The following is a 22,881-nucleotide window of genomic DNA, read 5'->3' as shown; positions in this document are numbered from 1 at the left end:
CTCTTAACATGAAAAAGAACTTGCTCACTTTGTCCGTAGCAGCGTTGCTATCCTATCCTTTTGTTTCTTACGATGCTCACGCGGTTTCCGTTGCTTGGGATCAGCAGGATGAAGTATGGCAAACTCAAGAATCTGATCATTTCTCAATCCACTTTCGTTCTGGGCACGAAAAGCAGGCAGCTCGTTCTCTCGATTTGGCAGAGCAAGTTCATAAAGAGCTGACGCCTTTTTTTGGTTACGAGCCTAAAGATAAGACCGAGATAGTATTGGTCGATGAGTTTGACTTTTCAAACGGTTGGGCGACCGTCATCCCTTACCCGCAGATCAGGCTCTATATGAGCCCGCCAGATGACGTAAACAGCCTCGAAAGTAATGACGAGTGGCTACATTTACTGATACGACATGAGTATGTGCATATCCTGCATCTAGAAATGGGGGGCGGTGCGCCTGAGTTTTTACGCAACATATTTGGTCGTAACGTATTGCTTTACCCCCATACTCTTACGCCATCAATGCTAGTCGAGGGCTTGGCGGTGTATTTGGAAACCAATAAAGAGCTTGGTTACGGGCGCTTGCAAGGTTCAAGCTATCCAATGGAAATGCGCATGGAAGTCGCCTCTGGAAAGGTCAAGGACCTCAATCAAGCGGTGGTCGCCAGTAAACACTTTCCGCTTGGTTATCAATATCTCTATGGTGCTTACTTTGTTGACTATCTTGTTCGCCAATATGGAGAAGATAAAGTTCAGACCTTCTTAGACGATTACAGTCGTCGCTTATTGCCATTTTTCCTCTTGAACAGAACCGCCAAAAATACATTTGGTGAGTCGTTTGAAGCATTGTGGCCACAGTTTCAAACTTACCTAAATGAGCGCTTTAGTGAAGAGATCGCGTTACGCACGGCGAATAAGGTGTCGGGTGAAAGATTTAATGAGACAACTCCCGTTATGCAGGTAGTGACGACAAACGCGGCGGGTGATGTTTTCATCAATCGAAACAACAGTGAAGATAGAAACGACGTTGTTCAAGTACAGTTATCTAGCGAAAAAAATCATATCTCAAGTTCAAAAGGTGTCGTTGCTCTAGATGCTCACCAAACCTCTGGGTTGGTTGCGTCAAGACTGGTTTATTACGCCGATGGGCGAGGCATTACAGACTTGTTCTGGTTACAAGGAGGGACATGGAAGCGGTTAACCGAGCGGGAGCGTTTTAGAGATGTTCGTTGGCTGGCCAATGGTCAGCAGGTTATCGCAAGCCGAAAAATCGATGGGTTTAGTGAGCTGTGGTTGATTGATGTTATGGCTCCTGAAAACAAGCAACGGCTGTGGCGAGGTGCTGAAAACGAAGTGTTAGGTGGGTACGATCTTTCTCCTGATGACACGAACTTGGTGGCGAGTGTTAAGCGATCCCAAGATGGCTGGAATCTTGAGCGTTTGAATCTAACGAACTTGCAATGGTCCACAATCACTAAGACACGATCCGTTGAAAATAGCCCAGTATTTGTGGATGCAGACACTGTGATGTTTAGCGCTGATTACGACGGAGTGTTTAATGTTTACCGCCATACTCTCGGTAGCCAATCGGTTGAGCAACTCACCCGCGAAGTGGGGGGAGCATTTTCACCATTATGGTCAGACACCTTTGGCTTGATTTATCAAAGCTATGACAGCGAAGGTTATACGCTTCGCGCACTTAAACAGCCAGATGCTCTCGATAATGTCGTTTTAGGTGAGGTTGCTGCAAGCTACCAATACCCAGATCCAGCACCAATGTCTGTGGAGAAAACCGATGCTGTTGATTATTCACCCTGGAGAAGTCTAAGACCAAGGACATGGGTGCCGATCTTCAGCCTTGATGAGAATCAATCGATCGCCGGAATCGTAACCAATGGCTCTGATGCGCTTGGCAGACACAACTACACCATTGAGTTGGGTTGGGATACGGAAAACGGATTAGGTCAATACCACCTTAGTTATCTTTACGACAATCGATGGTTCGCCGCGATTGGCAGAAACCATGACTTTACAACATTCTCTGAATTAGGGGTTGAGTCCCAGCGCATCGAACAGAACGACAATGCCTTGTTACAACGTAACCATATTTACACCGCGTTTGAAGATCAGTTGTCTCTATCTGCGGGTCTTTTTTGGGAGAAAGAGAGCGAGGTTCAACAACCTAAGGTAACGACCAGCCCGTATGAAGAGCGGGAAGAAACGCTAGTCGGTTTAGCGGCTTCGTTCGACAACAGAGAAAGCTACCTTAACGTCATGGGCGTGGGTTGGGGGCACTATCTTGATCTCACTGCTGAAACAAATGATTTGCTGGGAAGCGACTATGAAGGGAACAAGTATCAAGCGCAGTGGCGAAGCACGTTTGATCTTCCTGGCCGCTCTACACTGACGCTCCGCTTAGCTGGAGGATACAGCGATGAGAAGGCGAAACCGTTTCGTTTAGGCGGCAGCGACCAAAGCGATGAGAGCGCTCTGTTTGGTCGAGAAACTCAGGCATTAAGAGGTTATGATGAAACTGTTCAATCAGGGAATCACTATTTTACTCAGCGAGTAGAGTACACGTCATGGTTGGCTCGAATTGAGCGCAACTGGGGACTGTTTCCGATTGGTTTGGGTGATATCTCTGCAACCCTGTTTGCCGACTCTGGCAGCGCATGGAGTGAAAGCGGTCAGTATAAAGGGCTTACTGGGTTGGGTATTTCAACAACCGTTGAGCTCAAGATGGGGTACAACTTAACGGTACCCGTGACCATGGGTTATGCCAACGGTTTAGATAAAGAGCTAGGAAAGGATCAATTCTATTTGTCTGTATCAGGCGAGTTTTAAAGGCGGGTCTGAGATTGGAAAGGCGATGCCAACTCGTGAGAACAAAATAAGTTGTCGAGTTTTAACGCAAATTCCTGCACATCCATTACACTTAAACGCACGAGCTTGGTGCAAAAAATTTGCGCCAAAATGCTATGTTATTGAAATTTAGAGAGATGTTTGTTTGGCATCAGATTTGCTCTACTCAGTATTGTGACCTTTGAAAATTAATGTCAAAGGCGAGACAAGAATAATATAACAGCGTCAAAGGCAACTAAGCCTCTTCCTCTCTAGGGAAGAGGCTTTTTCTTCTCTGCAGATGCGGTTTTCTCGGTAGCGTTCAAAAGGTCAAATTTGGGAGAATCAGACCAGTATGTAAGCGAGTGTAATCAAGGCTAGTAAATTAATAAAACACTGTTCATAATGAATGCATCTCACAGGAGCAGTTATTATGAAAAGAATTTGGTTAGCCGTACTTTTTAGCGTTGTATTGTCCGGATGTGTCGTTTTTCCAACAACCCGTGACTACTACAAGCCAGTTGTAATGCAATCCCAATCTGCAGTACCTAGCTCAGCTTGTGGCTACGTTAAAACTCGACTGGATGGAATTGAGCAGGCTACTGACCACTATGGTGTTAGCGTATTCCCTTCAAAAGACAGTGAAAACGGTATATCCATTACCGCTCTATTGGAAACGAAGAGAAAAGGTCCTGAGTTGGTTAACGTTGAGGTGGTAACCGAGATCGGCGCCTTGATGCGTGATGATCACGCGACCCAAGTCTCTAATACGACTGACAGTGTCGGGATTCACCGCTCTTGGTTCAATGTTAAATATCCGCCTTTAAAAGTGTTACCAGAACAGTTGAAGATAATGGTGACTGATAGCGAAGGTAAGACTTATGAGTTCAACTTTGAACATACCATTCAAAGTGACGTTTATCATGGCTCTATCAATTGCTGAACCCACAGCTTTGATGAGTCAGTCGTGTAAAGTTTGGGCGTGTTGCGGTGGTTTTACGCGTTTAAGCGGTTTTTTAAGCACTTAAACGAATGTGAAGACGTTAATTGTTGACGTGTAAAATCAATCGGTTAAAGTACGCCTCGTTCGAACGGGAAAGCCCGTGAGGATGATGGTGTACCATCGCTTTATGCGTTGCCCTGGTGGTGGAATTGGTAGACACAAGGGATTTAAAATCCCTCGGCGTTCGCGCTGTGCCGGTTCAAGTCCGGCCCGGGGCACCATCTCATCAAAGTGAACAATTTGGCGCCTTGGCAGAGTGGCTATGCAGCGGATTGCAAATCCGTGGACCTCGGTTCGATTCCGGGAGGCGCCTCCATGACATTTTGGTCAACATTGAGGCCAAACATAAACCAGCATTAAGCTGGTTTTTTTATGTCTGATGGTCGCTTAATCTCTTTTTATATCGCAGCACCACACCTTCACCGATAAGCAGGGAACAGTTTAATGCTCCCCAGCGTCGATCACTCACTATGTACATAGATGCTATCGCGACCGTTGGCTTTTACATGCAACAAGGCGCGGTCTGCCCGGCGAAGTAACAGATCAAAGTCGTGACTATTATCTGAGTTAACAATGCCAGTACTGATGGTCACGGTTAGGTGCTCTGCCACGCTGCCAAAATCTCGTTGTTTAATGGTACTTCGTAATGATTCACACACCGAAAACACCTTATTAGGCTCCCAGTCTCTAAATCCTATAACAAACTCTTCGCCGCCCCAACGAGCGACAAAACCATTTTGTGGCGTCGCATTTTTAATCTCTTGCGCGACGATCTTTAGCACTTGGTCACCTGCTAAGTGGGTGTAGGTATCATTAATTTGTTTGAAATGGTCAATATCGATCAGCGCGAGAGAAAACGACGTCGATTGACCCGGTGCGTAGACAACTTTCTCAATCCATTCATCAAAGGCACGTCGGTTGTTGAGTCTCGTTAATTGGTCTTCTCGAGCTTGAACTTCAAACGCCGCAGCTTGTTTGCGGAGTGCGAGGGTTTTCTGCATGACCTCGTTTTTAAGCCTAAGCTCTGAGCGTTTTAACAACCTCAAGCGCCACCAAAATAGCAGTGCGATTGACGCTGCGAGTAACAGAAACAGCCCTATTTGAACGCTGGCACGTTGCCACCAATAGGGCAATACCACGAATTCAACGCTTGCGAGGTTGACGTCACTTTCATGATGTTCGTAATAGGCTTTCACAACAAAACGGTAGTTGCCGGGGGCAAGGTTGGTATAGTCGGCACTCGTTTGTGATCCGCGAGATACCCAACCGTTATCCAGACCTTCAAGTTTCGTTCGATAGCGAATGTGTTGAGCGGATAAAAAACCAAGACCCACGTAATCAAATGAGACGCGTTGGCTACCTGCAGGAAATGAGAAAACGTGTGGTTGGGCTAAATCATATTGCGTTTTATCGACGGTGAGACGTTCGATGACGGTCGGGAAATGAGGAACAACTAGCCCCTCGGTATTGCGTGGATTGGTAGATGCAACGCCTTGCGCGGTTGGGAACCACAATGTCCCTTCATTATCGATAGTCGCGGCTGGATTAGAGCCTCCGTTGACTTGAGCGGTTCGCATACCATCGCGTTCATTATAGAGTTCGAAACGTATAGGTCCTGTTGCGCGGCCGTCGGCTATCGCGTTCGCTTGGTCTAGACTGATCCTCCAAAGCCCACGGTTGGATGTTAGCCAGAAATAGCCCATGTGATCGGGTATCACTTGGAAGAACTTATCGATCGGTAATCCTTGTGGTCGTCCAATAAGGCTGAGCTTTTTATCGCTAAATCGATAACGAACTAAGCCACGATCGGTTGCTAACCACATCGAAGAGCCTTGCGAGTAGAAACCAAACACATATTGCGCATCTTCCATGCTAGTGAGATCGATTTGTTCAACCTTATCACCACGAATGACGGCGACACCAACCGCTGACCCAACCCATATATGTCCATGTTTATCTTGAGCGAGTGCCATCACATAGTTATCTACTAAGCCATCGTCGACGGTAAACAATCGTGTTGTGCCGTCCGGTGAGCGACGCAGTAGACCAGCCGTTGTGCCAAACCAATGCTGATTTTGCTTGTCCTGTAAAATGGCGCGAACTTCGTGTGTAGGAAGCTCATCAAGTGGATAGGGGGCCAATGTTTGACCATCAAATAGGTAAACACCTCTGTTGTACGTCCCAACCCAAGCGCCGCCTTCTGCTCTGGGGGCTAGGCTCAGTATTGATAGCAATTCACTCTGATTTGAGTCTGTTTGAACATTGCGGATTTCCCGATTACGAATAACACTCAAGCCGCGACTTGTTCCTGCGATAATGTCGCCAGAATCGAGTGCAAGTACGGTTCTTACGTAATCGCCGGCTAACCCACGATGCTGATCCCAAACGGTAAATGGTGCCTTGTGCAACCGAGTCAATCCACCATTGGTTCCGATCCAGATGCTGCGCTCTCTATCTTGGAAAAGGGAAAGTACGCGGTTGTTGAGTAATCCTGAGCGCTCATTAAAGTGAGTTAATGTGTTGTTTGATAGCCGATAAACCCCGTTATTAATGGTGCCAAACCAGTAATCACCGGAGTCGTCAGCGAGAATTCGAGTGATGAATGCACTGTCTAATGTTGGGTGAACTGAGTACAGCTTGTTATTGGCATCGAATCGCCAAGCGCCATGTTTGCCGCCAAATAGGAACTCACCATTACTCAGTTGGATAGCGTCGTAGATTGGATTTGGGTCCAACCCAGCTTGGGCGCTGATGTTGACCACACCTTCTTGACCGACTTTAAATAAGCCTTTATTGGTTGACACAAGTACGTCCCCATCGAGCGCGAGGGTCAGTTTGTAAACACCGACTGAGGAGATTTTGATTTCGTTCTTTGCTTCTAAGCTGGCGCGATAGACCAAGCCAAGGCTTTGCGTGCCTATCCAAATTCCACCGTTTGGATCGCGTAGTACTGTATTGATGAGCTTTCCCGCGGGCTCGACAGGTTGCCAACCTCGCTGGTGACGATAAGTTAATCCACCACGTACGCCACCGGCAAGTAGTCCGCCATTGGCGTCTGCATAAAGAGCGCGCACGCCCGAGTCAATTAAGCCTGAATCAACACCGCGAGTGAAATGTTCGAATCGATGTCCATTGAATCGCGCCAGACCTTCCCACGTTGCGAACCAAAGATAGCCGTCATCAGTTTGGGTGATGGCATTAATGCTGTTGTGGGGAAGACCATCTCGGCTAGTCCAAGTCTCAAAGAGGTATTCACTCAGTTCAGAAGCGCGCGCGGAAAGGGGAGATACGAAAAACAGAACAAAATAGATTAAGCCAGCCACTAATTGAGGGGACCAATTTCGCTCGTTCATCTGTATACCTTTGGCTGCAATCTCTTGGAACGAGACAGCATAGTTGATTTCATATTATTGCTCAATGTATTAGCTCTATGTTATACACAGCGTAAAGCGCAATTGAAGTTAGTGATTAAGGTACAAAAATCCCCAAATAAGGAAACGTTCTATGGAATTGGTTATGATCTTTGCCATTATATTTGGCGCTGTGTTTGGAACTCGGTTTGTGAAGTTGTTTCTATCTCACCGCAAAGAAATCAAACAACTAGAACTAGAGCAACAGAGTGGCGTAGATCGTGCCCAAAATGTCAAACTTCAGCAGCAAGTTGAGCAGCTGACCGATCGTGTCGAAGTGCTCGAAAAGATCGTTACCGATCAAAAGTATCAGTTAGAGAAAGAGATCGCGTCGCTCTAACTCATCGCAAGCGCAACAATGCCCACGACTATGCGGAACAGGGGCTCGCATTTTGTGCCATTTCATATTGTCGAAGTGGCATTTTATCGATTGTCGATTTAATAGAGTCCCAATTGGTTTTTTTACCCCAGCGCAGCTTTTCCATGCCATCCTTACCAACTAATACCGCGGTATGTTCACCCGGAACGACATCATAGATGTGGAACATACCACTAAGGTTGAATTCCTCTCTGACCCAACTAGGTACTGTAAATCCATCTTCCGTAATAACCAGGGTGACAACGTCACGCTCTGCCAGTTCGCACTCTATCATCAGAGTTTCGAGCAGGAACTGTTTGACGTGTTCGTCATTAGTCGGGGCAAAGTAAATGACACTTCTATGAGCCCATTTTTCCGAATGAGCTGGGTATGCTAGGGTCGTTTGCACAAAACCAAACATCAGCATTGTCAGCAGTAGAACGCGCATTGTGAGCCTCCTAGTCGCACTATCCGAGCTTTGTTGCTTTCATTTCCTATACGTTAATTGTAGGTGTTAAGCTCAGTCATTTCTGATCGTAAGAGGACATCGCAACATGGAAGTGATTCACACCTCAAGATTGAGACTTAGAATGGCGACAAAAGAAGATGCGCTATTCATCCAAGACCTCTATTCAAGTGAAGACTTTAAAAGGTATGTCGGCGACAAACAGCTTCACACCAAACAAGACGCCGAACGCTATATTGAAGAGAACATTTTAACCATGTATCGCAACCATGGCGTATGTCTGTTGGTGGTCGAGCGCCATAGTGACTCTACGCCCATTGGGGTTTGCGGACTAATAAAGCGCGACCAATTTGATGCATACGATATTGGCTATGGTTTTTTACCGACCTGCTATGGATGTGGCTTTGGTCTGGAGTCATCGCTTGCGATCATTGAATACGCAAAGCAAAACCCACAAATCGATGAGCTGATTGCGATCACAACGTCAGACAACATAGCCAGCCAAAAGCTACTATCTCGACTTGGCTTTACCTATGTCAAAGTCGAAAGCAAAGTGAGTGATACGATTGATCTACTTTTGTATCGATTACCTCTGATCAACCATGAAACACATCCATAGTGATATCTTGCAAGGTGCTTTACTCACGGAACACAAAACCGTGGCGGCGATGATGGCGATTTACTGCCGTGATAAGCACCATTCAAAAGGAGAGCTTTGCAGTGAATGCGCTGAACTTTTGGCTTACGCTGAGGTAAAGTTAGACCGCTGCCCTTATGGTCAAGAAAAACCGACGTGCAACAAGTGCCCGATCCACTGTTATAAACCACAGCCCAAAGCGGCAATGAAAGCCGTTATGCGATACTCGGGGCCTAGAATGCTTCTACCTCATCCAATTCTCTCAATTCGTCATCTTTTGTTGGAGCGTCGGGCAGCTCCGGAAAGGCCGCTAAACAAGATGTCAAACCGAGCCAAGCGGCGTCAAAAATAGTCGGCTCAACAACGTTTACTCTCTCTTCCCTTCAAAGTCGCAATGTTATACGCCGCGCCGCTTCACGCACATCGCTGGCTAGCTCACAAAACATCACCTTGTTGAATGCATCCCTCTATAGGTATTACCAAAGCAAAGGGTAAAGAGTGGGCGTGATATATGTTTTTCCTATATGACACTAGCAATAGTCTATTTTTCCAACCGATATCGACTGAGTAAACTGGTTCTAAATTACTGAATTATTGGAGTTTACAATGCGAAGCAAAACGGTGTTATACGGCGCTTTGATGAGCGCTATATTAGCGGGATGTACGAATACCGAGCAGGTTTCTACGACAGAGTATTTTGAGGGAACAGCGAGCTATCAGCTTAATGCTGCCGATGTATTTCGCCTCAGTAAGCAGTTGAAACAGAGGGATCTCGTAAAGTCGCTTAAGCCACTCTATGGCGAGTCTTACTACTCGGAGGAGGCATTCAAATCGGCCATTTCTACTCGCTTAAATCGCGAACTTAGTAACGAACTCTACGAAGAGTTAAAGCAAAAAGCGGTGGTTGCTCCGCAAGTGCTATCGCTGGAGTTTGTCGCTGACAATACGTTGCGGGTGCGCTTTGGTCACGAGCAAGTCCCTCTGCAGCAAAATCTACTCGACGTAAGTGCTTTAACACTCTTAAGTTTAGATAAATTGGGCAAGTACCAGTGGGCGACCAATTCATTGGTTGTTGCCGTTGAACCGACGACCTTGTGCGTTAAGATTCAAGATAAGCAAGGCAGCGAAGTTAATCAGGTTTGCCCAGCACAATCGACAGGCTTCACCCTCCACACTGATCATGACTATCACTACCACGGGCTAGGCCAAGAGTTTCAAAAAGCGGGCGACTTAGATGGTCGATGGAACCAACGAACACGCCACGCGGGCAACAAAATGGAAGGATTCAATGGTGGTGCGACTGGCAACACTATTATTCCTATTCTTTATGGTGCGAGCCCAACGCAGAGTGATTTCGCACTCTATCTCAACAACCTTTACAGTTCGGAATGGAAGTTCGATGGCCAAGAGATAAATGTAAAAGCCTCAAAAGGAGCCAGCGAAATCATTGTGATGGTCGCTCCTAAACAAAAAGAGCTGCGTAAGCAGTTTATGCAGTTGTCTGGCAAACCTCTCGTGCCGCCACGAAAGATGTTTGGTATGTGGCTGTCAGAGTACGGATTTGATAATTGGGCTGAAATGGAGAGCAAGCTCGCGACACTGCGTGACAATCAGTTCCCTATTGATGGGGTAGTTATGGATCTTCAGTGGTTCGGTAATGTGAGTGGCAACGATCCAGATAGCCAGATGGGCTCTCTTACCTGGGATAGAGAAAACTTCCCACAGCCCAAGCAAAAAATAGCGCAGCTCAAACAGCAAGGAATCGGGATGGTGCTGATTGAAGAGAGCTATGTCAGTCAGGGACTTGATGAATTTAAAGCGCTCGAAGAAAAAGGCTATCTCGCCAAAGACCCAGAGACAGGGTTAGGTGCCAATGTGAACCCTAATGGGGGAGGCACCTGGTGGGGGAAAGGCGGCATGATTGATTGGTCGAACCCAGAGGTAAACGGCTATTGGCACAATTGGAAGCGTCAGCCACTGATTGATATGGGAGTCATGGGACATTGGACTGATCTTGGTGAACCAGAAATGTACAATCATCAAGCTCGTTACTTTGGCGATCAAGCGCATGATGAAATTCACAACCTGTTTAACTACTACTGGCTAGAAGGCATCTATCAGGGATACCAAAATAACAATGTGCACCAGAGGCCATTTATGATGTCTCGCTCCGGAACAACGGGGATTCAAAAATTCGGTGCGTCGATGTGGTCTGCGGATATTGGCTCTAATCTGACAAGCCTCGCCACTCACATTGGGCAACAAACCAATATGATGTTGTCAGGCATTGACTACTATGGGTCAGATATTGGCGGATTTCATCGTAAAGGGCTTGGGGTAATTGGCGAGAAAAAGCAAGCAGCCCTAGATGAGACGTACACTCAGTGGTTTGCCTACAGCAGTTTGTTTGATGTGCCGGTTCGCCCACATACCGAGAATTTGTGCAACTGCAAAGAAACCGCGCCAGATCGTATTGGAGACAGAGAAAGTAACCGCAACAACCTTGCTCTGCGCTACGAGATAATCCCATACCTATACTCTCTGGCTCATCACGCCCATCAGGATGGCGAGGCGATCTTTGCGCCTGTCAGTTATGAGTTCAGCGAGGATTCAATCTTGTATGACATCCAGCACCAAAAGATGATCGGCAATCAGTTGATGAGTGCAGTGGTCGCCGAACTTGATGCCAAAGACGTTACTGTGACATTCCCACAGGGAGATTGGTTTGATTTCCGAACCGGAACCAAGATGGATGCGCTGAAAGCACAATCCAAGACCATTGACTTATACAACGAAAATAACCAATACCAACTGCCGCTGTTTGCAAAACAAGGCGCGATCATCCCTGTTTCAAAGAGTAGTGCAGGGCAATGGACCAGCGAAGTGCCGCAAGACATTACACTAAAAATCTTTGGCTTCGCCAATAATGCCTTCACGCTTGTTGAAGACGATGGCAAGACGACTGACTATTTGCATGGCGCGAAACGGGAAACACAAATCACGACGCGTGTATTTGATTCGAGTGCAACTTTGAGTATTGAATCGTTAGGGAAGTACCAAGGTATGCCATCGTCACGCGCACTTGAAGTTAACTGGAGCCTAGGTGCGGAAGTACAAGTTTCTCGAATCTCTAGCAACGCAGAGCAAGCAATCACATGGAAACAATCAGGCAACCAACTTTATGTGAAGCTCGCTCAATTACCTCAGCAGGGAGAAACGACCATCACACTCGAGTTTTGAAAGTGAAACGGGCATAAAAAATAAGGAGAACATAGCGTTCTCCTTATTGATTTATTACTCGCCAGCGACCGCTTGACGTTTGGTTTTGATGCTTGCAATGAGCATGTAAACGCAAGTCGCCAGCAGCGTTGCAAACAGGTAGCCCATCAAACCTTGTTCTCCAGACATAAACCAGTCAGCGAGAACTGGACCAGCAACGGAGCCCACGCTGTAGCTAAACAGCATCACTTGTGTCGCTGACACAATGTAGCTTGCATCAAGTTTGTCGCAGCCGAGATTGATTGCAACGGGATAAAGCGCGAATGTCGCCATACCCAGAATAAACAGCCCCGCACCCAACGCATGAATACCCGAATACGCCGCGGTTAGCGCAATCGCAGCAACGCCAAGCGAGCAAAATATTGCCATTAAAAACGTGCGGCCAAAATACTTAGACATCCAAGGAACGATTGGCTGAACCGCCATACCGCCAAGTACTACTAGTGCCATTAAGCTGCCCAAATTGTCGTTACTGATACCGCGCTGAGAGAGCTCTAAAGGCATCAACCCGTAAACAGCGCCAAGCGTTAAGCCAGACACAATGCAACCAATGATTGCCGCATGGTTGAGCTTCGCGATTTGTTTCAACGAGAGCGGTGAGCTGTGTTGGCTTTCAGGTTGGTCAGTTTCACCAAATAGTAGAACAACAATCGCCAACAATAGCATGGTAACAATGGCAATGAATGGCACGCCACCAGTCACTCCAAGTACGCCAATACCAAGTTGGCCAAGTGATGTGCCCCCGTACAACGAGCCCATGTATAACCCAAGGCGTTTTGCTCTTGCAGATTCGTCACCGTGCAGCAACCATGACTCAACAATCACAAACACGCCCGCTACCGCAATACCAGCGACAAAACGTGCACAAAGCCAAACCATGGATTGATTGAATGCCGGCAACAGCGCAATCGTAAACAGAAAAGCCCCCAAACAATAAACAAAAGCGTTTTTATGCCCAACCTTGGTGACTACAGGTTCGATAATCACAGCACCAACTAGTAGACCCGCGTAAAACACACTGGCTAACCAACTGGCAAGGGAAGATTCCAAGCCATAATGTGGCAGCATTAAAGGAATCAAGCTCATTAAATAGCCTGACGCTACCGCATAAAGAGCAAGCGCAATAACAGGTACAGAAATGCGTGCTTTTGGAGCAGGAGCAAGGGTGTTTTCCAACGTCGTGACCTCTGGTTGATGGAGCGAAAATAATCAGAATTTGGCGCGACTATGGGGTTAAATGGGGGAGAGGTAAAACGATAAATATTGTTCGAGAAGATAAAAGATGCTTATCGTTATCTATGTGTAGAAAATGAATAATTAAAGCCGAAATTTTTGCTCATTTCGGCTTTCTAGGTTGCTAATTTAATCTGTATGCTACTTCAGTAGAGCTTGGTTTAACCATTGATCAAATTGACCTTTAGGAAGAGCGCCGTTAATCATATCGACTCTTTTCCCATCTTTAAACACCATAATGGTTGGAATGCTTCTAATTTGATATTTAGCGGCGATATTTTGCTGAGATTCGGTATCGACTTTTACAAATCGTACACTTTGTGCTCGTTCAGAGGCAACATCAGAAAATACAGGAGCAAACCCAACACATGGGTTACACCATGGTGCCCAAAAATCGATCACCACTGGCTGTTTTGACTCAAGCAACGCGTCTAGATTTTGCTCGGTCCCTTCAATTGGCGCGCCATCTAACAATGAAGTTTGGCATTTACCGCAGTTTGGGCTCTCTGACACTCGCTCTGTAGGAACGCGATTGACGCCTGAACATGACGGGCATCGTGTATTAAATGTAGACATGACTTTTCTCTTTCTATTTGTAATTGCTGTGACACTAGTTGTTTCAATAGGATGACACCACCCACCAACGCTAGTTATACTCTGAAAAGGTCGAGTGACTCAAATAAGAAAACGAAAAGGCTCAGAATGACAACTTTTTTTGCAGAAATTACTGGCTGGGGCAAGTGCCTACCTCCAGCTACGCTCTCCAATGATGATCTAAGCACATTTATCGATACCTCAGATGAATGGATCCGAACTAGAACGGGGATCGAAAATCGCCGTATTAGCCACGTCGAAACCTCTGATATGGCGACCGTTGCCGCGAAACATGCACTGGCTTGTGCTGGCATTAGTGCCGATGACGTTGATTTGCTCATCGTCGCGACTTGCTCGCCTGATTCACTGATTCCGAACATTGCCTCGAAAGTGTCGCAAAACCTTGGGATGAAAGCGACCACAGCGTTTGATTTGAACGCTGCTTGTACAGGTTTCGTGTACGGCTTGGAAACGGCGACGCGTATGATTCAAGCAGGCAACTACAAACATGCAATCGTGATCGGTGCAGAGCGTCTTTCTTTCTACATTGACTGGACGAAGCGTGACACCGCTGTATTGTTTGGTGACGGTGCTGGTGCAGTCGTGCTTTCGCGCACTGAGCAACAAGTCGGCTTGCAACATGCACAGCTCGGTTGTGACTCGGCAGGACGCGATATTCTTGCGGTACCAAAATTTGGCACATCAATGGACCGTTTTGCCGCAGACAATGGACATTGGGACTTCAACTTTGTTGGCAAAGAGATTTTTAAACGCGCCGTTAAAGGCATGGGCGCAGCGGCTCACAGTGTTCTGTCGAGAAGTCAGCTAGCCACCGATGACATTGACGTGGTCATTCCACACCAAGCGAATATTCGCATTATTCAAACACTGTGTGATATGTCTGGAATCAGCCAAGATAAAGCCTTCGTCAATATCCAGAAGTATGGCAACACCTCTGCTGCTACGGTTCCGATTGCACTGTGTGAATCTTTGGAGCAAGGCGTTGTTAAACCGGGCGACAATTTACTACTTGCCGCATTTGGTGCGGGCCTCACTTGGGGCGCAGGCCACATTAAGTGGGGTGACCGAGTGACGCCGATTGCACAAAGTGATGCGGTATTGCCTGATTGCGATAAAACCGCACTTGAATTGCTTAAAACGGCGATTGAGTTTTGCCATAGCCGCGCAGAGTAAAGCAACGCCTCAAAACGGAAAGCCGCGTATCATTCGCGGCTTTTTTACGCGACTAGCAAAGAAAAAGCGGAGGCATAACCGTAAAGAAGACAGTATCATAGAGCGCAAATCATAAGAATGATAAAGGGCGTTCATGAAGTTTCTGCACACCTCAGATTGGCATTTAGGTCGACAATTCCACAACGTTTCATTACTTGACGATCAAGTGGTTGTTCTTAACCAAATCGTCGATTACATCAAGCAAAATCCCGTTGATGCGTTAGTCGTCGCGGGCGATATTTACGATCGCTCAGTACCACCAACCGCCGCGATAGAAGTCATGAACCGCTTCGTCAACCAAGTGTGTGGTGAGTTAAACCTGCCAATCATCTTAATTCCGGGCAACCACGACGGTGCTCAGCGACTCGGTTTTGGCTCTGGCCGAATGAAAAGTGCAGGGCTTCACATTCTGTCTGACTTTGAGCAGATGCTAACTCCGGTTGTTATTGAGTCAGAGATTGGTCCCGTTGCATTCTACGGCATGCCATATAGCGACCCAGAGCAAGTTCGCCACCACTTTAAGCAGTCGGTGTCGACACACGATGAGGCTCATCAACTGCTCACTCAGCAAATCTGCCAGCAATTTCAACCTTCACACAAGAATGTATTAATCAGTCACTGCTTTGTAGACGGTGCCATTGAATCAGACTCAGAACGTCCTTTGTCCATTGGTGGTTCAGATCGCGTCAGTCACGAGCACTTCACTTCATTTGATTACGTCGCACTAGGGCATCTTCATCAGCCACAGAAAAAGGGTGAAGAGTATATTCGCTATTCCGGTTCCTTGATGAAATATAGCTTCTCGGAGCAGCACCAACGAAAAGGCATGACGTTGGTTGAGTTGGATGAGTCGGGTTTCAAGCAGTCGACCCACATTGACCTAACGGCGCCTCATGAGATGCGTATCTTGGAAGGCGAAATGGAAGAACTTCTCTCTGCTGGCCAAACTGATCCTAAGTTTGATGACTATCTACTGGTCCGCTTGCTTGATAAACACGCGATCCTAAATCCAATGGACAAACTACGCGCGGTGTATCCAAATGTATTGCACCTTGAGAAACCCGGCATGTTAGTAGGCGTTGAACAGCAGATGGCCAAAGCTAAATTGGCAAGAAGTGAAATGGATATGTTTCGCGATTTCTATTTAGAAGCACAAGATTCAGCGCTCAGTGATGAACAAGAAAGCGCACTGTCTGGCATCATCAAACAACTGACAAAGCAGTAAGATCACTATGAAACCAATTAAACTCGTACTACAAGCTTTTGGTCCGTTTGCCCAAAAGCAAGAGATTGACTTCACTCAATTGGGATCAAATCCACTGTTTCTCATCAACGGACCAACCGGATCGGGGAAAACGTCGATTCTTGATGCAATCTGCTTCGCGTTGTATGGCGAAACGACGGGAAATGAGCGTCAAGGCATTCAAATGCGCAGTGATCTTGCTCCGCTCTCAGTGCCAACTGAAGTGACATTAGACTTTGCGTTGCAAGGAAAGACTTACCGAGTAACACGTTCTCCCGAGCAAGAAGCGCCCAAAGCTCGCGGTGAAGGGACAACCACACGAAAGCACACGGCGTCTTTGTATCAACTGGGTGAGCCAGAAGTTCTAATCACCAGTAAAACGGCGCAAGTAAAAACAGAAGTTACAGACCTACTGGGGTTGAACGAAACCCAGTTCCGTCAGGTAATGGTACTGCCGCAAGGTAAATTTCGAGAATTACTGCTCGCAAGCTCGAAAGATCGCGAAGAGATCTTCGGCCAGCTATTCCAAACCGATATTTACAAGCGGATAGAGTATTCGCTGAAAGATAAAGCCAGTGCGATAAGCAAAGCGAAGAACGACTTTGACCATCAAATCCGTGGCGCGCTAAAGGTCGCGGAAGCCGAGTCTGAAGCTGAGCTTGAAGAACAACTGACCCATTTAAAAGCCGCGCTAGAACAAGCGACAACTCAAGAGCACGATGCGGCTGCGCAGCTTCAAGCGCAAAAACAAACGCTTCAGCAAGCTCAAACTATTCAACAGCGCTTTAGTGAACTAAGCGCGGCCTCTAAATCATTGGCTGAACATGTTGCTGCGGCAGACCGCTTTACAGAAAAGCAGCATCTTGTCGATATGGCGATAGCCGCTAATGGTTTAACTTTTACCCATAGCCAGTGGAAGCAGAGTGCTTTGCAGTCTGAGCAGGCAGAAAATCAACTCACCAATGCGGAAGAGAAACTGACCTCAATTAAGAAAGAGGTTGAGAATTCTGCTGCCCAGCAAAAACTGGCAGCAGAGCAAGTCGCGACAGTACCAGCGCTCAACGATGAGCTTTATACTTTACAAACCATTAAATCCAAATTGTCTGAAAAACAGCGGGTTGATGCTCAGTGCACATCACTGGAAACGTTAGCCGCCGAGCAACAGCAGACGTTAACGCAGTACATCGCGCACAAACAAAGCCTCGAACAACAAGCAGAAGAGGGCAAGGCGAAATATGAGCTCGCAAGGCAACAGCATCATGAGAGACCTGCCGTTGAAGCATCAATTGTTCGTTTACAGCGTTCGATGTCGGATCTGCAAAAGTTTGCTCAACTCAAAAATGAGCTTTCTAGCCAGCAGAAACAGCTTACGCCGCTCGAAATTCAGTTGGCGAACGCGAATCAAGCCTTATTGGAAGCCACACAACAGGCTGATAGGCTCGATTGGGCTTGGCATAGTGCTCAAGCAGCGGTATTGGCACAAAAGCTTCAAGATAAGGTGCCATGCCCTGTGTGTGGCAGCGAGGAGCACCCCAATCCAGCGCGCTTTGATGGCGAAGAGATTACAAAAGAGCAAGTCGAACAAGCCCGTGCCAAAGAGCGACAAGCGCTGAATACCCAACAGCAGGCAATGAGTTCCCTTGAGCAGCAGCAATCGTTAATCGCTGCGAGTGAAAAGCGAGTCGCTGAGACGGCGGCAGAACTTGGAGCACTAGCGCAAGCCGACCACATAGCGCTTGAAGAGGAACTGAAATCTAACCAGAGCAAGCTCAAAGAGATCGAATCGCTTGATTTAGCAAACTTGGAGCGAACTGTTACAGAGCTTATCCAGCGCAGTGACAATGGTGAGCGTAAGATTGCAGAGCTCAAAGAGACGATGTCTGCGACGCAAGCACAATTAACTGGATTACGAGAGCAATCGACAGTGCTAGCTAAAGAGATCGGTAAAATGTACCAAGAGGCAAGTGTAGTCGACCACGCTTTAGCTCAATTAAAACAGCGTATTGACAGCATCAACTATGCGCACGACCTTGCGCAGAAACAGTTCCAAGCCGTGTCCAACCAGCACTATGAACTTGAAGGGCAGGTGAAAACGCTCAGCGAACACTGCCAACAAGTGACGTTGGCATTAACCAGTAACGCTCAATCTTGGCAGCAGGCGCTGGAGAAGAGTCAGTTTTCTGATGAAGCGGCATTTCTTGCTGCAAAAGTGCACGATGAGCAGTTGAAGCAATGGCAAGAGGAGCTACAAGGCTACCAACAGACGCAAATCAAACTCGAGCAGACAGTACAAAACTTGACCGAGAGCTTAAAAGAGCAAACCGAACCAGATATGGAGGCGCTGAATGTGCAACATGCTGAGGTCGAATCGCGTTATCAAACAGCTCGTGCTGAGTTAGATATTACTCGCTCTGCTTATGAGCGCGTCAACAAGGTATGCGAAGACATTTCAATGCTGCATCAAAAGAATGCCGAGTTGGAAAACGAGTACAAGGTATTCGGAACCCTTTACGATGTGGCGAGTGGCAAAACAGGCAGTCGCGTTAGCTTACACCGCTTTGTGCTTGGCGTATTGCTTGATGATGTTCTGATTCAGGCTTCTCAGCGTTTGAGTCTAATGAGTAAAGGGCGCTACATCCTATTACGCAAGACCGAAGGTTTTAAAGGCGCAGCCGGACGAGGTTTGGATCTGATTGTTGAAGACGGCTACACAGGCAAAACACGAGATGTGGCAACGCTCTCTGGCGGTGAGTCATTCATGGCGGCGCTTTCTCTCGCACTCGGCCTTTCGGATGTGGTTCAATCTTACAGCGGCGGCATCCGTCTTGATACCTTGTTCATTGACGAAGGGTTTGGCAGTCTCGATCCAGAATCACTTGATTTGGCCATTCAAACCTTGGTTGATCTTCAGCAATCGGGAAGAACCATCGGTCTTATCTCACACGTCTCTGAACTAAAGGAGCAAATGACACAGCGTATTGACGTAGAACCAACCAAACTTGGTAGCTCCATCAAACTCGTGTCATCTTAGCGGAAGATTGGGAGCTCAAATATGGAGGGCTCCCAAGATATGTGCTAATTGTTAATTGAATAAATCCATAAATATAAAAGCAATATAGATAGTCAGCGAGTCGGATAGGTGATTAATGGACGCATTTCGCGTAGCAATCCAAGACACGGTCAACAAAATATACCAGTACGCAGAACCTAACCTTACCTTAGTCGGTTGGATGGGGCTGCTAGGGTTTCCTACATACTACTACGTATGGAGCTATCTATTTCCGCAACCATACGAAAGTTTGGCATTAAGAACGTTTTGTTCTTTGCTGTTCGCCGTTATTGCGTTTCGTAATCAGTTGCCTGAGCACTATCGGCGCTATATGCCGTATTACTACCTTGTTGCCATCACGCTCTGTTTACCGTTTTTTTTCTTCTACATGATGCTGAAAAACGACTGGTCAACAATCTGGGCGATGTCATTTATGTCGTCCATTTTCCTGCATATTTTACTCGTGCATCAAACGCGGATTGTGTTGGCTCAAGCGGGCGTGTCTATTTTCATCGCTATTGTGCTTGTTTATGGTGCCGATATGAATCAGGCGCTGAACGATGTGGTGTGGCCATATATCCCTATTTTCCTGTTTACCTATGTGTTCGGTAATTTGTTCTATTTTCGAAACCAAGCCGAGCACGAAAGCAAGGTGTCGATTGCCAAATCATTTGGCGCTGGCATTGCCCATGAAATGCGCAACCCGTTAAGTGCGCTTAAGGCATCGATTGAAGTGCTGAGTTCCATTTTACCAGCGGATAAGAGTGGCTCTCAAAGTGGCATCAGTATATCAACGCACGAACTGTCGATGGCCAGAGAGGTTCTTGATGACGCTGATGAAGTGATTCGCAACGGCAATGAAGCTATCGATCTGCTGTTAACATCGATTGATGAGAATCGAGTGTCGACGTCTACCTTTAGGAAACACTCCATTGCTACGGTCACGCGACACGCGCTTGAGAGCTTCCCTTACAAAAGCGGCCATGACAAATCTGCGGTGGAGCTGGTTGTCGAGCAAGATTTCGACTTCTTCGGTAGTGATACCTTAATCAAATACGCACTCTACAACCTGCTCAAAAATGCGTTTTACTACCAAGCCGACAATGATTTTAAAATTGTAATTACGCTCACCCGCCGTGATGATAAAAATCGGATGATTTTCCATGATAACGGTGTCGGTATTGCTCCCGATGTTATCGAGCACGTTTTCAAGGATTTTTATACCTTTGGTAAGACAGGCAGCTATGGGCTTGGCCTGCCTTTCTGTCACAAAGTTATGGTGGCGGTTGGTGGAATGATTGAGTGTGATTCGATACTGGATGAATGGACGCAATTCACACTCACGTTCCCAGAATATAAATCTAATGCGGTAGGGTCGATCAAACTCGATCTGATGAAGTCAAAATCCATCCTGCTGATTGGCGAACAAGGAACCTTTAGTAACATTTTAAATGAACACGCGTTTTACCAAGGGTTTCGATTTGTCACTTTGGGCCTTGAGGCGGCGAGTAAAAAACAAGAATATGAATTCGAATTTGATGTCATTTTTATCGATTTCGACATTGCGCTCAAAACGCCAAGCTTAATGAATGAACTTGAAGCAAAACTGCACTTTACCGAAGGTCGCATCGCACCTTTATTCCAAAGTGATCACTCGTATCACGACAATATTGAACGTCACCTGGCCATCTATCCAGTTGAGAAAGAGCGCTTTAGGGAAGATCCCGATAGCGTGCTTGATCAGCTTCTGTTTGAACAGCTCGAACCGAGCCGCAGTGTTATTCCAAAGAAACGTGTTTGCCACGGGAAAACCATCGTTATTGCGGACGACAATCAATCTCTACGTGCTTACACGTCGATTTTGTTGGAGCAGCAAGGGTTTGAAGTTATCCAAGCTCAAAATGGTCATGAGGTGATCGAAAAGCTTCAACAAAGCCCTGTAGACTTGGTGATTATGGACATCGAAATGCCGTCTCTTAATGGATTAGAGGCGGCCAATGCAATACGAAATTCAGCCAGTGAGTATGCCAATGTCCCAATTCTTGGTCACACGGGAGACTCAACGGCGCTTGCCATCGATAAAATTCAACAAGCGGGCATGAATGACTATGTCATCAAACCCGCGGGCACCGATGTTCTGCTCGACAAGATTGCCAACTGGATTTAGGTGCCTTCACTTGGAAGGCACGTTGGCGTGACTAGAGAATGTATAGGTTGGGTTGCTGACGGGCCGATTGAACCGCAGCGATGATCTGGTCCAGTTGTCGTTGTGTGGTGCTGCTGTTTAATGAGAAACGAATGATGTTTTTGTTAGGAGTGGTTGCTGGCTGACAAAAAACGGCGCCAAATACGTGTTTACTCTCTAGGAAATCTCGTACGTTTTCTGTGTTTCTCTCATCACCCGTTTCAAGCGTGACGATTTGTGACTCGCTACGAATCGTTACGCCAATTTGCGTCAGTTGTTGTTTCAAGTAACGACTGATTTTGCGCAAGTGCTCACGCTGGTGGTCACTTTGGCGAATGATCTCTAAGGTTTTGTCGAGTCTCTCAATTTCATAGGGCAACATGGCTGAGCTAAATACCGCTGGGTAGCCAACAAATGGAATGCACTCATTTGCTCGATTGTTGCACCAAATCGCTCCCGCACGATAGGCAAACGTCTTCGCTAAACTTGCGGTCATAAAATCAACTTGGTGGCTGAGTTTGAGGCTCTTGAGCAAACCTTCACCATGCTTGCCATGAGTGCCAAGGGAATGGGATTCGTCTATAACCAGTGCGCAGCCATTCTCCTTCGACATTAAGACAATATCGATGAGAGGGGCAACCGTACCTATTGTGCTATACACCGAATCAATCAAGACTAAACCGGGTCCGTGGCGGCGAATCAGCTTTTGTAAGTGACGGACATTGTTGTGCATAAACGGGTGGATGTTTGCCCCTGCAATTCTTGCCCCTTCCCAAAGTGACATGTGGGCAAAGAAGTCAATATACACCTGGGTTTCGCTATCACAGATGGTTTGCAGTAAGGCTAGGTTTGCTGACCAACCGGATTGAGATAATAAACAGGAGCTAAATCCTGTGTAGTCTGCCAGTTTGCGCTCGAGCGCAGGTTTTCTATCTTCACTTTGCAGGAACACGCCAGACATGACGGATGTGTGCCGTTTTTCGAGAATGGCTTCGGCGTGACGGTGAATGATCTCGGGGTGGTTCGCGAGATCAAGATAATCATTGCTTTGCAGCACAATATCGTCATCGTTGGGCTGGGCACCCATCACCAAATGTTTACCGTTTTGATGGCAGTCAACGAGCTTCGCTAAGTGATGTTCTATCTTTTTGTTTATGAATTCTGGAGATGGAGGGCATAGGTTTAGCGTATTCATAATCGTATATCCTTTATTTGAAACCATGTGCCAGCTGACGAAAGAATATATGAATGAAATTTAATAATGTTTCTAGCTAAGATAATTATATTTTCGTGGTAGGTTACAAACAAAAATATCAACTATAATGCATAAGGGAAGTCTTCCCTAGGCTACGGCACTATA

General features: G+C 46.7%; 15 protein-coding genes and 2 tRNA genes. 12 read left to right on the top strand and 5 right to left on the bottom strand.

What is annotated here, in order from left to right; translation table 11 throughout:
* The first annotated feature begins 8 nt into the window (after positions 1-8).
* The 4 genes from U9J37_RS14675 to U9J37_RS14660 all read left to right on the top strand — a co-directional run bounded on the left by U9J37_RS14675 (position 9) and on the right by U9J37_RS14660 (position 4,150).
* Entirely contained in the window at positions 9-2,834 is a 2,826-nt protein-coding gene (locus U9J37_RS14675; RefSeq protein ID WP_005471293.1) for a hypothetical protein, read from the top strand.
* A 430-nt stretch (positions 2,835-3,264) separates the two neighbouring features.
* The gene (locus U9J37_RS14670; RefSeq protein WP_005471188.1) at positions 3,265-3,774 is read left to right on the top strand and encodes a hypothetical protein; all 510 of its coding nucleotides are present in this window, start codon (positions 3,265-3,267) and stop codon (positions 3,772-3,774) included.
* 194 nt (positions 3,775-3,968) lie between these two features.
* Positions 3,969-4,055: transfer RNA gene (locus U9J37_RS14665), tRNA-Leu, on the top strand.
* A gap of 21 nt (positions 4,056-4,076) precedes the next feature.
* Positions 4,077-4,150: transfer RNA gene (locus U9J37_RS14660), tRNA-Cys, on the top strand.
* 145 nt (positions 4,151-4,295) lie between these two features.
* Here the strand turns inward: U9J37_RS14660 and U9J37_RS14655 are convergent.
* Complete coding sequence (locus U9J37_RS14655) at positions 4,296-7,187, bottom strand: ligand-binding sensor domain-containing diguanylate cyclase (protein ID WP_005471408.1); 2,892 nt, start codon at positions 7,185-7,187, stop codon at positions 4,296-4,298.
* 151 nt (positions 7,188-7,338) lie between these two features.
* On the opposite strand from U9J37_RS14655, the gene U9J37_RS14650 reads away from it, so the two are divergent.
* Entirely contained in the window at positions 7,339-7,584 is a 246-nt protein-coding gene (locus U9J37_RS14650) for a hypothetical protein (RefSeq protein WP_005471234.1), read from the top strand.
* 28 nt (positions 7,585-7,612) lie between these two features.
* Here U9J37_RS14650 and U9J37_RS14645 read toward each other — a convergent pair whose 3' ends face one another.
* A complete protein-coding gene (locus U9J37_RS14645) occupies positions 7,613-8,050 on the bottom strand; it encodes a DUF4174 domain-containing protein (RefSeq protein WP_005471294.1) in 438 nt (145 codons plus the stop codon).
* Between the two features lie 106 nt (positions 8,051-8,156).
* On the opposite strand from U9J37_RS14645, the gene U9J37_RS14640 reads away from it, so the two are divergent.
* From U9J37_RS14640 to U9J37_RS14630, 3 genes are all read left to right on the top strand, one after another.
* Positions 8,157-8,687, top strand: coding sequence for a GNAT family N-acetyltransferase (locus U9J37_RS14640; RefSeq protein WP_043886800.1), 531 nt, complete (start codon positions 8,157-8,159; stop codon positions 8,685-8,687).
* The gene (locus U9J37_RS14635) at positions 8,671-9,057 is read left to right on the top strand and encodes a nitrous oxide-stimulated promoter family protein (protein ID WP_039480385.1); all 387 of its coding nucleotides are present in this window, start codon (positions 8,671-8,673) and stop codon (positions 9,055-9,057) included. Before U9J37_RS14640 ends, U9J37_RS14635 begins: the two co-directional genes overlap by 17 nt.
* Before the next feature lie 254 nt (positions 9,058-9,311).
* Positions 9,312-11,945 (top strand): glycoside hydrolase family 31 protein, encoded by a 2,634-nt coding sequence (locus tag U9J37_RS14630; RefSeq protein WP_005471212.1) that lies wholly within the window; start codon positions 9,312-9,314, stop codon positions 11,943-11,945.
* Positions 11,946-11,999: 54 nt separating this feature from the next.
* Here U9J37_RS14630 and U9J37_RS14625 read toward each other — a convergent pair whose 3' ends face one another.
* Complete coding sequence (locus U9J37_RS14625; protein ID WP_005471206.1) at positions 12,000-13,160, bottom strand: MFS transporter; 1,161 nt, start codon at positions 13,158-13,160, stop codon at positions 12,000-12,002.
* Between the two features lie 198 nt (positions 13,161-13,358).
* Positions 13,359-13,793 (bottom strand): thioredoxin TrxC, encoded by a 435-nt coding sequence (gene trxC / locus U9J37_RS14620; protein WP_038187109.1) that lies wholly within the window; start codon positions 13,791-13,793, stop codon positions 13,359-13,361.
* Positions 13,794-13,919: 126 nt separating this feature from the next.
* Between trxC and U9J37_RS14615 the strand changes: the two genes are divergently transcribed.
* From U9J37_RS14615 to U9J37_RS14600, 4 genes are all read left to right on the top strand, one after another.
* Positions 13,920-15,005, top strand: coding sequence for a ketoacyl-ACP synthase III (locus tag U9J37_RS14615; protein WP_005471361.1), 1,086 nt, complete (start codon positions 13,920-13,922; stop codon positions 15,003-15,005).
* Between the two features lie 133 nt (positions 15,006-15,138).
* A complete protein-coding gene (locus U9J37_RS14610; RefSeq protein ID WP_005471359.1) occupies positions 15,139-16,269 on the top strand; it encodes an exonuclease SbcCD subunit D in 1,131 nt (376 codons plus the stop codon).
* Between the two features lie 7 nt (positions 16,270-16,276).
* Positions 16,277-19,318 carry an AAA family ATPase gene (locus U9J37_RS14605; protein ID WP_005471288.1) on the top strand — a complete coding sequence of 1,014 codons (3,042 nt, stop codon included), beginning with the start codon at positions 16,277-16,279 and terminating at the stop codon, positions 19,316-19,318.
* Between the two features lie 115 nt (positions 19,319-19,433).
* Positions 19,434-21,503, top strand: a complete 2,070-nt coding sequence (locus U9J37_RS14600) for an ATP-binding response regulator (RefSeq protein ID WP_005471184.1) — start codon at positions 19,434-19,436, stop codon at positions 21,501-21,503.
* Between the two features lie 31 nt (positions 21,504-21,534).
* Here the strand turns inward: U9J37_RS14600 and cqsA are convergent, their stop codons facing one another.
* Positions 21,535-22,716: an alpha-hydroxyketone-type quorum-sensing autoinducer synthase gene (gene cqsA / locus U9J37_RS14595; RefSeq protein ID WP_005471312.1), complete on the bottom strand. Its 1,182-nt coding sequence runs from the start codon at positions 22,714-22,716 to the stop codon at positions 21,535-21,537.
* Between the last annotated feature and the right edge of the window lie 165 nt (positions 22,717-22,881).

This window comes from Vibrio sp. 16 (genome assembly GCF_963681195.1).
GTDB lineage: Bacteria > Pseudomonadota > Gammaproteobacteria > Enterobacterales > Vibrionaceae > Vibrio > Vibrio sinaloensis_D.
This window is presented reverse-complemented; position numbering and strand designations above follow the sequence as displayed.

Excerpts from the sequence above, each read along its gene's own strand:
- U9J37_RS14675 (WP_005471293.1), top strand. The coding sequence starts at position 9 with ATGAAAAAGAACTTGCTCACTTTGTCCGTAGCAGCGTTGCTATCCTAT.
- U9J37_RS14670 (WP_005471188.1), top strand. The coding sequence starts at position 3,265 with ATGAAAAGAATTTGGTTAGCCGTACTTTTTAGCGTTGTATTGTCCGGA.
- U9J37_RS14655 (WP_005471408.1), bottom strand. The coding sequence starts at position 7,187 with ATGAACGAGCGAAATTGGTCCCCTCAATTAGTGGCTGGCTTAATCTAT.
- U9J37_RS14650 (WP_005471234.1), top strand. The coding sequence starts at position 7,339 with ATGGAATTGGTTATGATCTTTGCCATTATATTTGGCGCTGTGTTTGGA.
- U9J37_RS14645 (WP_005471294.1), bottom strand. The coding sequence starts at position 8,050 with ATGCGCGTTCTACTGCTGACAATGCTGATGTTTGGTTTTGTGCAAACG.
- U9J37_RS14640 (WP_043886800.1), top strand. The coding sequence starts at position 8,157 with ATGGAAGTGATTCACACCTCAAGATTGAGACTTAGAATGGCGACAAAA.
- U9J37_RS14635 (WP_039480385.1), top strand. The coding sequence starts at position 8,671 with ATGAAACACATCCATAGTGATATCTTGCAAGGTGCTTTACTCACGGAA.
- U9J37_RS14630 (WP_005471212.1), top strand. The coding sequence starts at position 9,312 with ATGCGAAGCAAAACGGTGTTATACGGCGCTTTGATGAGCGCTATATTA.
- trxC (WP_038187109.1), bottom strand. The coding sequence starts at position 13,793 with ATGTCTACATTTAATACACGATGCCCGTCATGTTCAGGCGTCAATCGC.
- U9J37_RS14615 (WP_005471361.1), top strand. The coding sequence starts at position 13,920 with ATGACAACTTTTTTTGCAGAAATTACTGGCTGGGGCAAGTGCCTACCT.
- U9J37_RS14610 (WP_005471359.1), top strand. The coding sequence starts at position 15,139 with ATGAAGTTTCTGCACACCTCAGATTGGCATTTAGGTCGACAATTCCAC.
- U9J37_RS14605 (WP_005471288.1), top strand. The coding sequence starts at position 16,277 with ATGAAACCAATTAAACTCGTACTACAAGCTTTTGGTCCGTTTGCCCAA.
- U9J37_RS14600 (WP_005471184.1), top strand. The coding sequence starts at position 19,434 with ATGGACGCATTTCGCGTAGCAATCCAAGACACGGTCAACAAAATATAC.
- cqsA (WP_005471312.1), bottom strand. The coding sequence starts at position 22,716 with ATGAATACGCTAAACCTATGCCCTCCATCTCCAGAATTCATAAACAAA.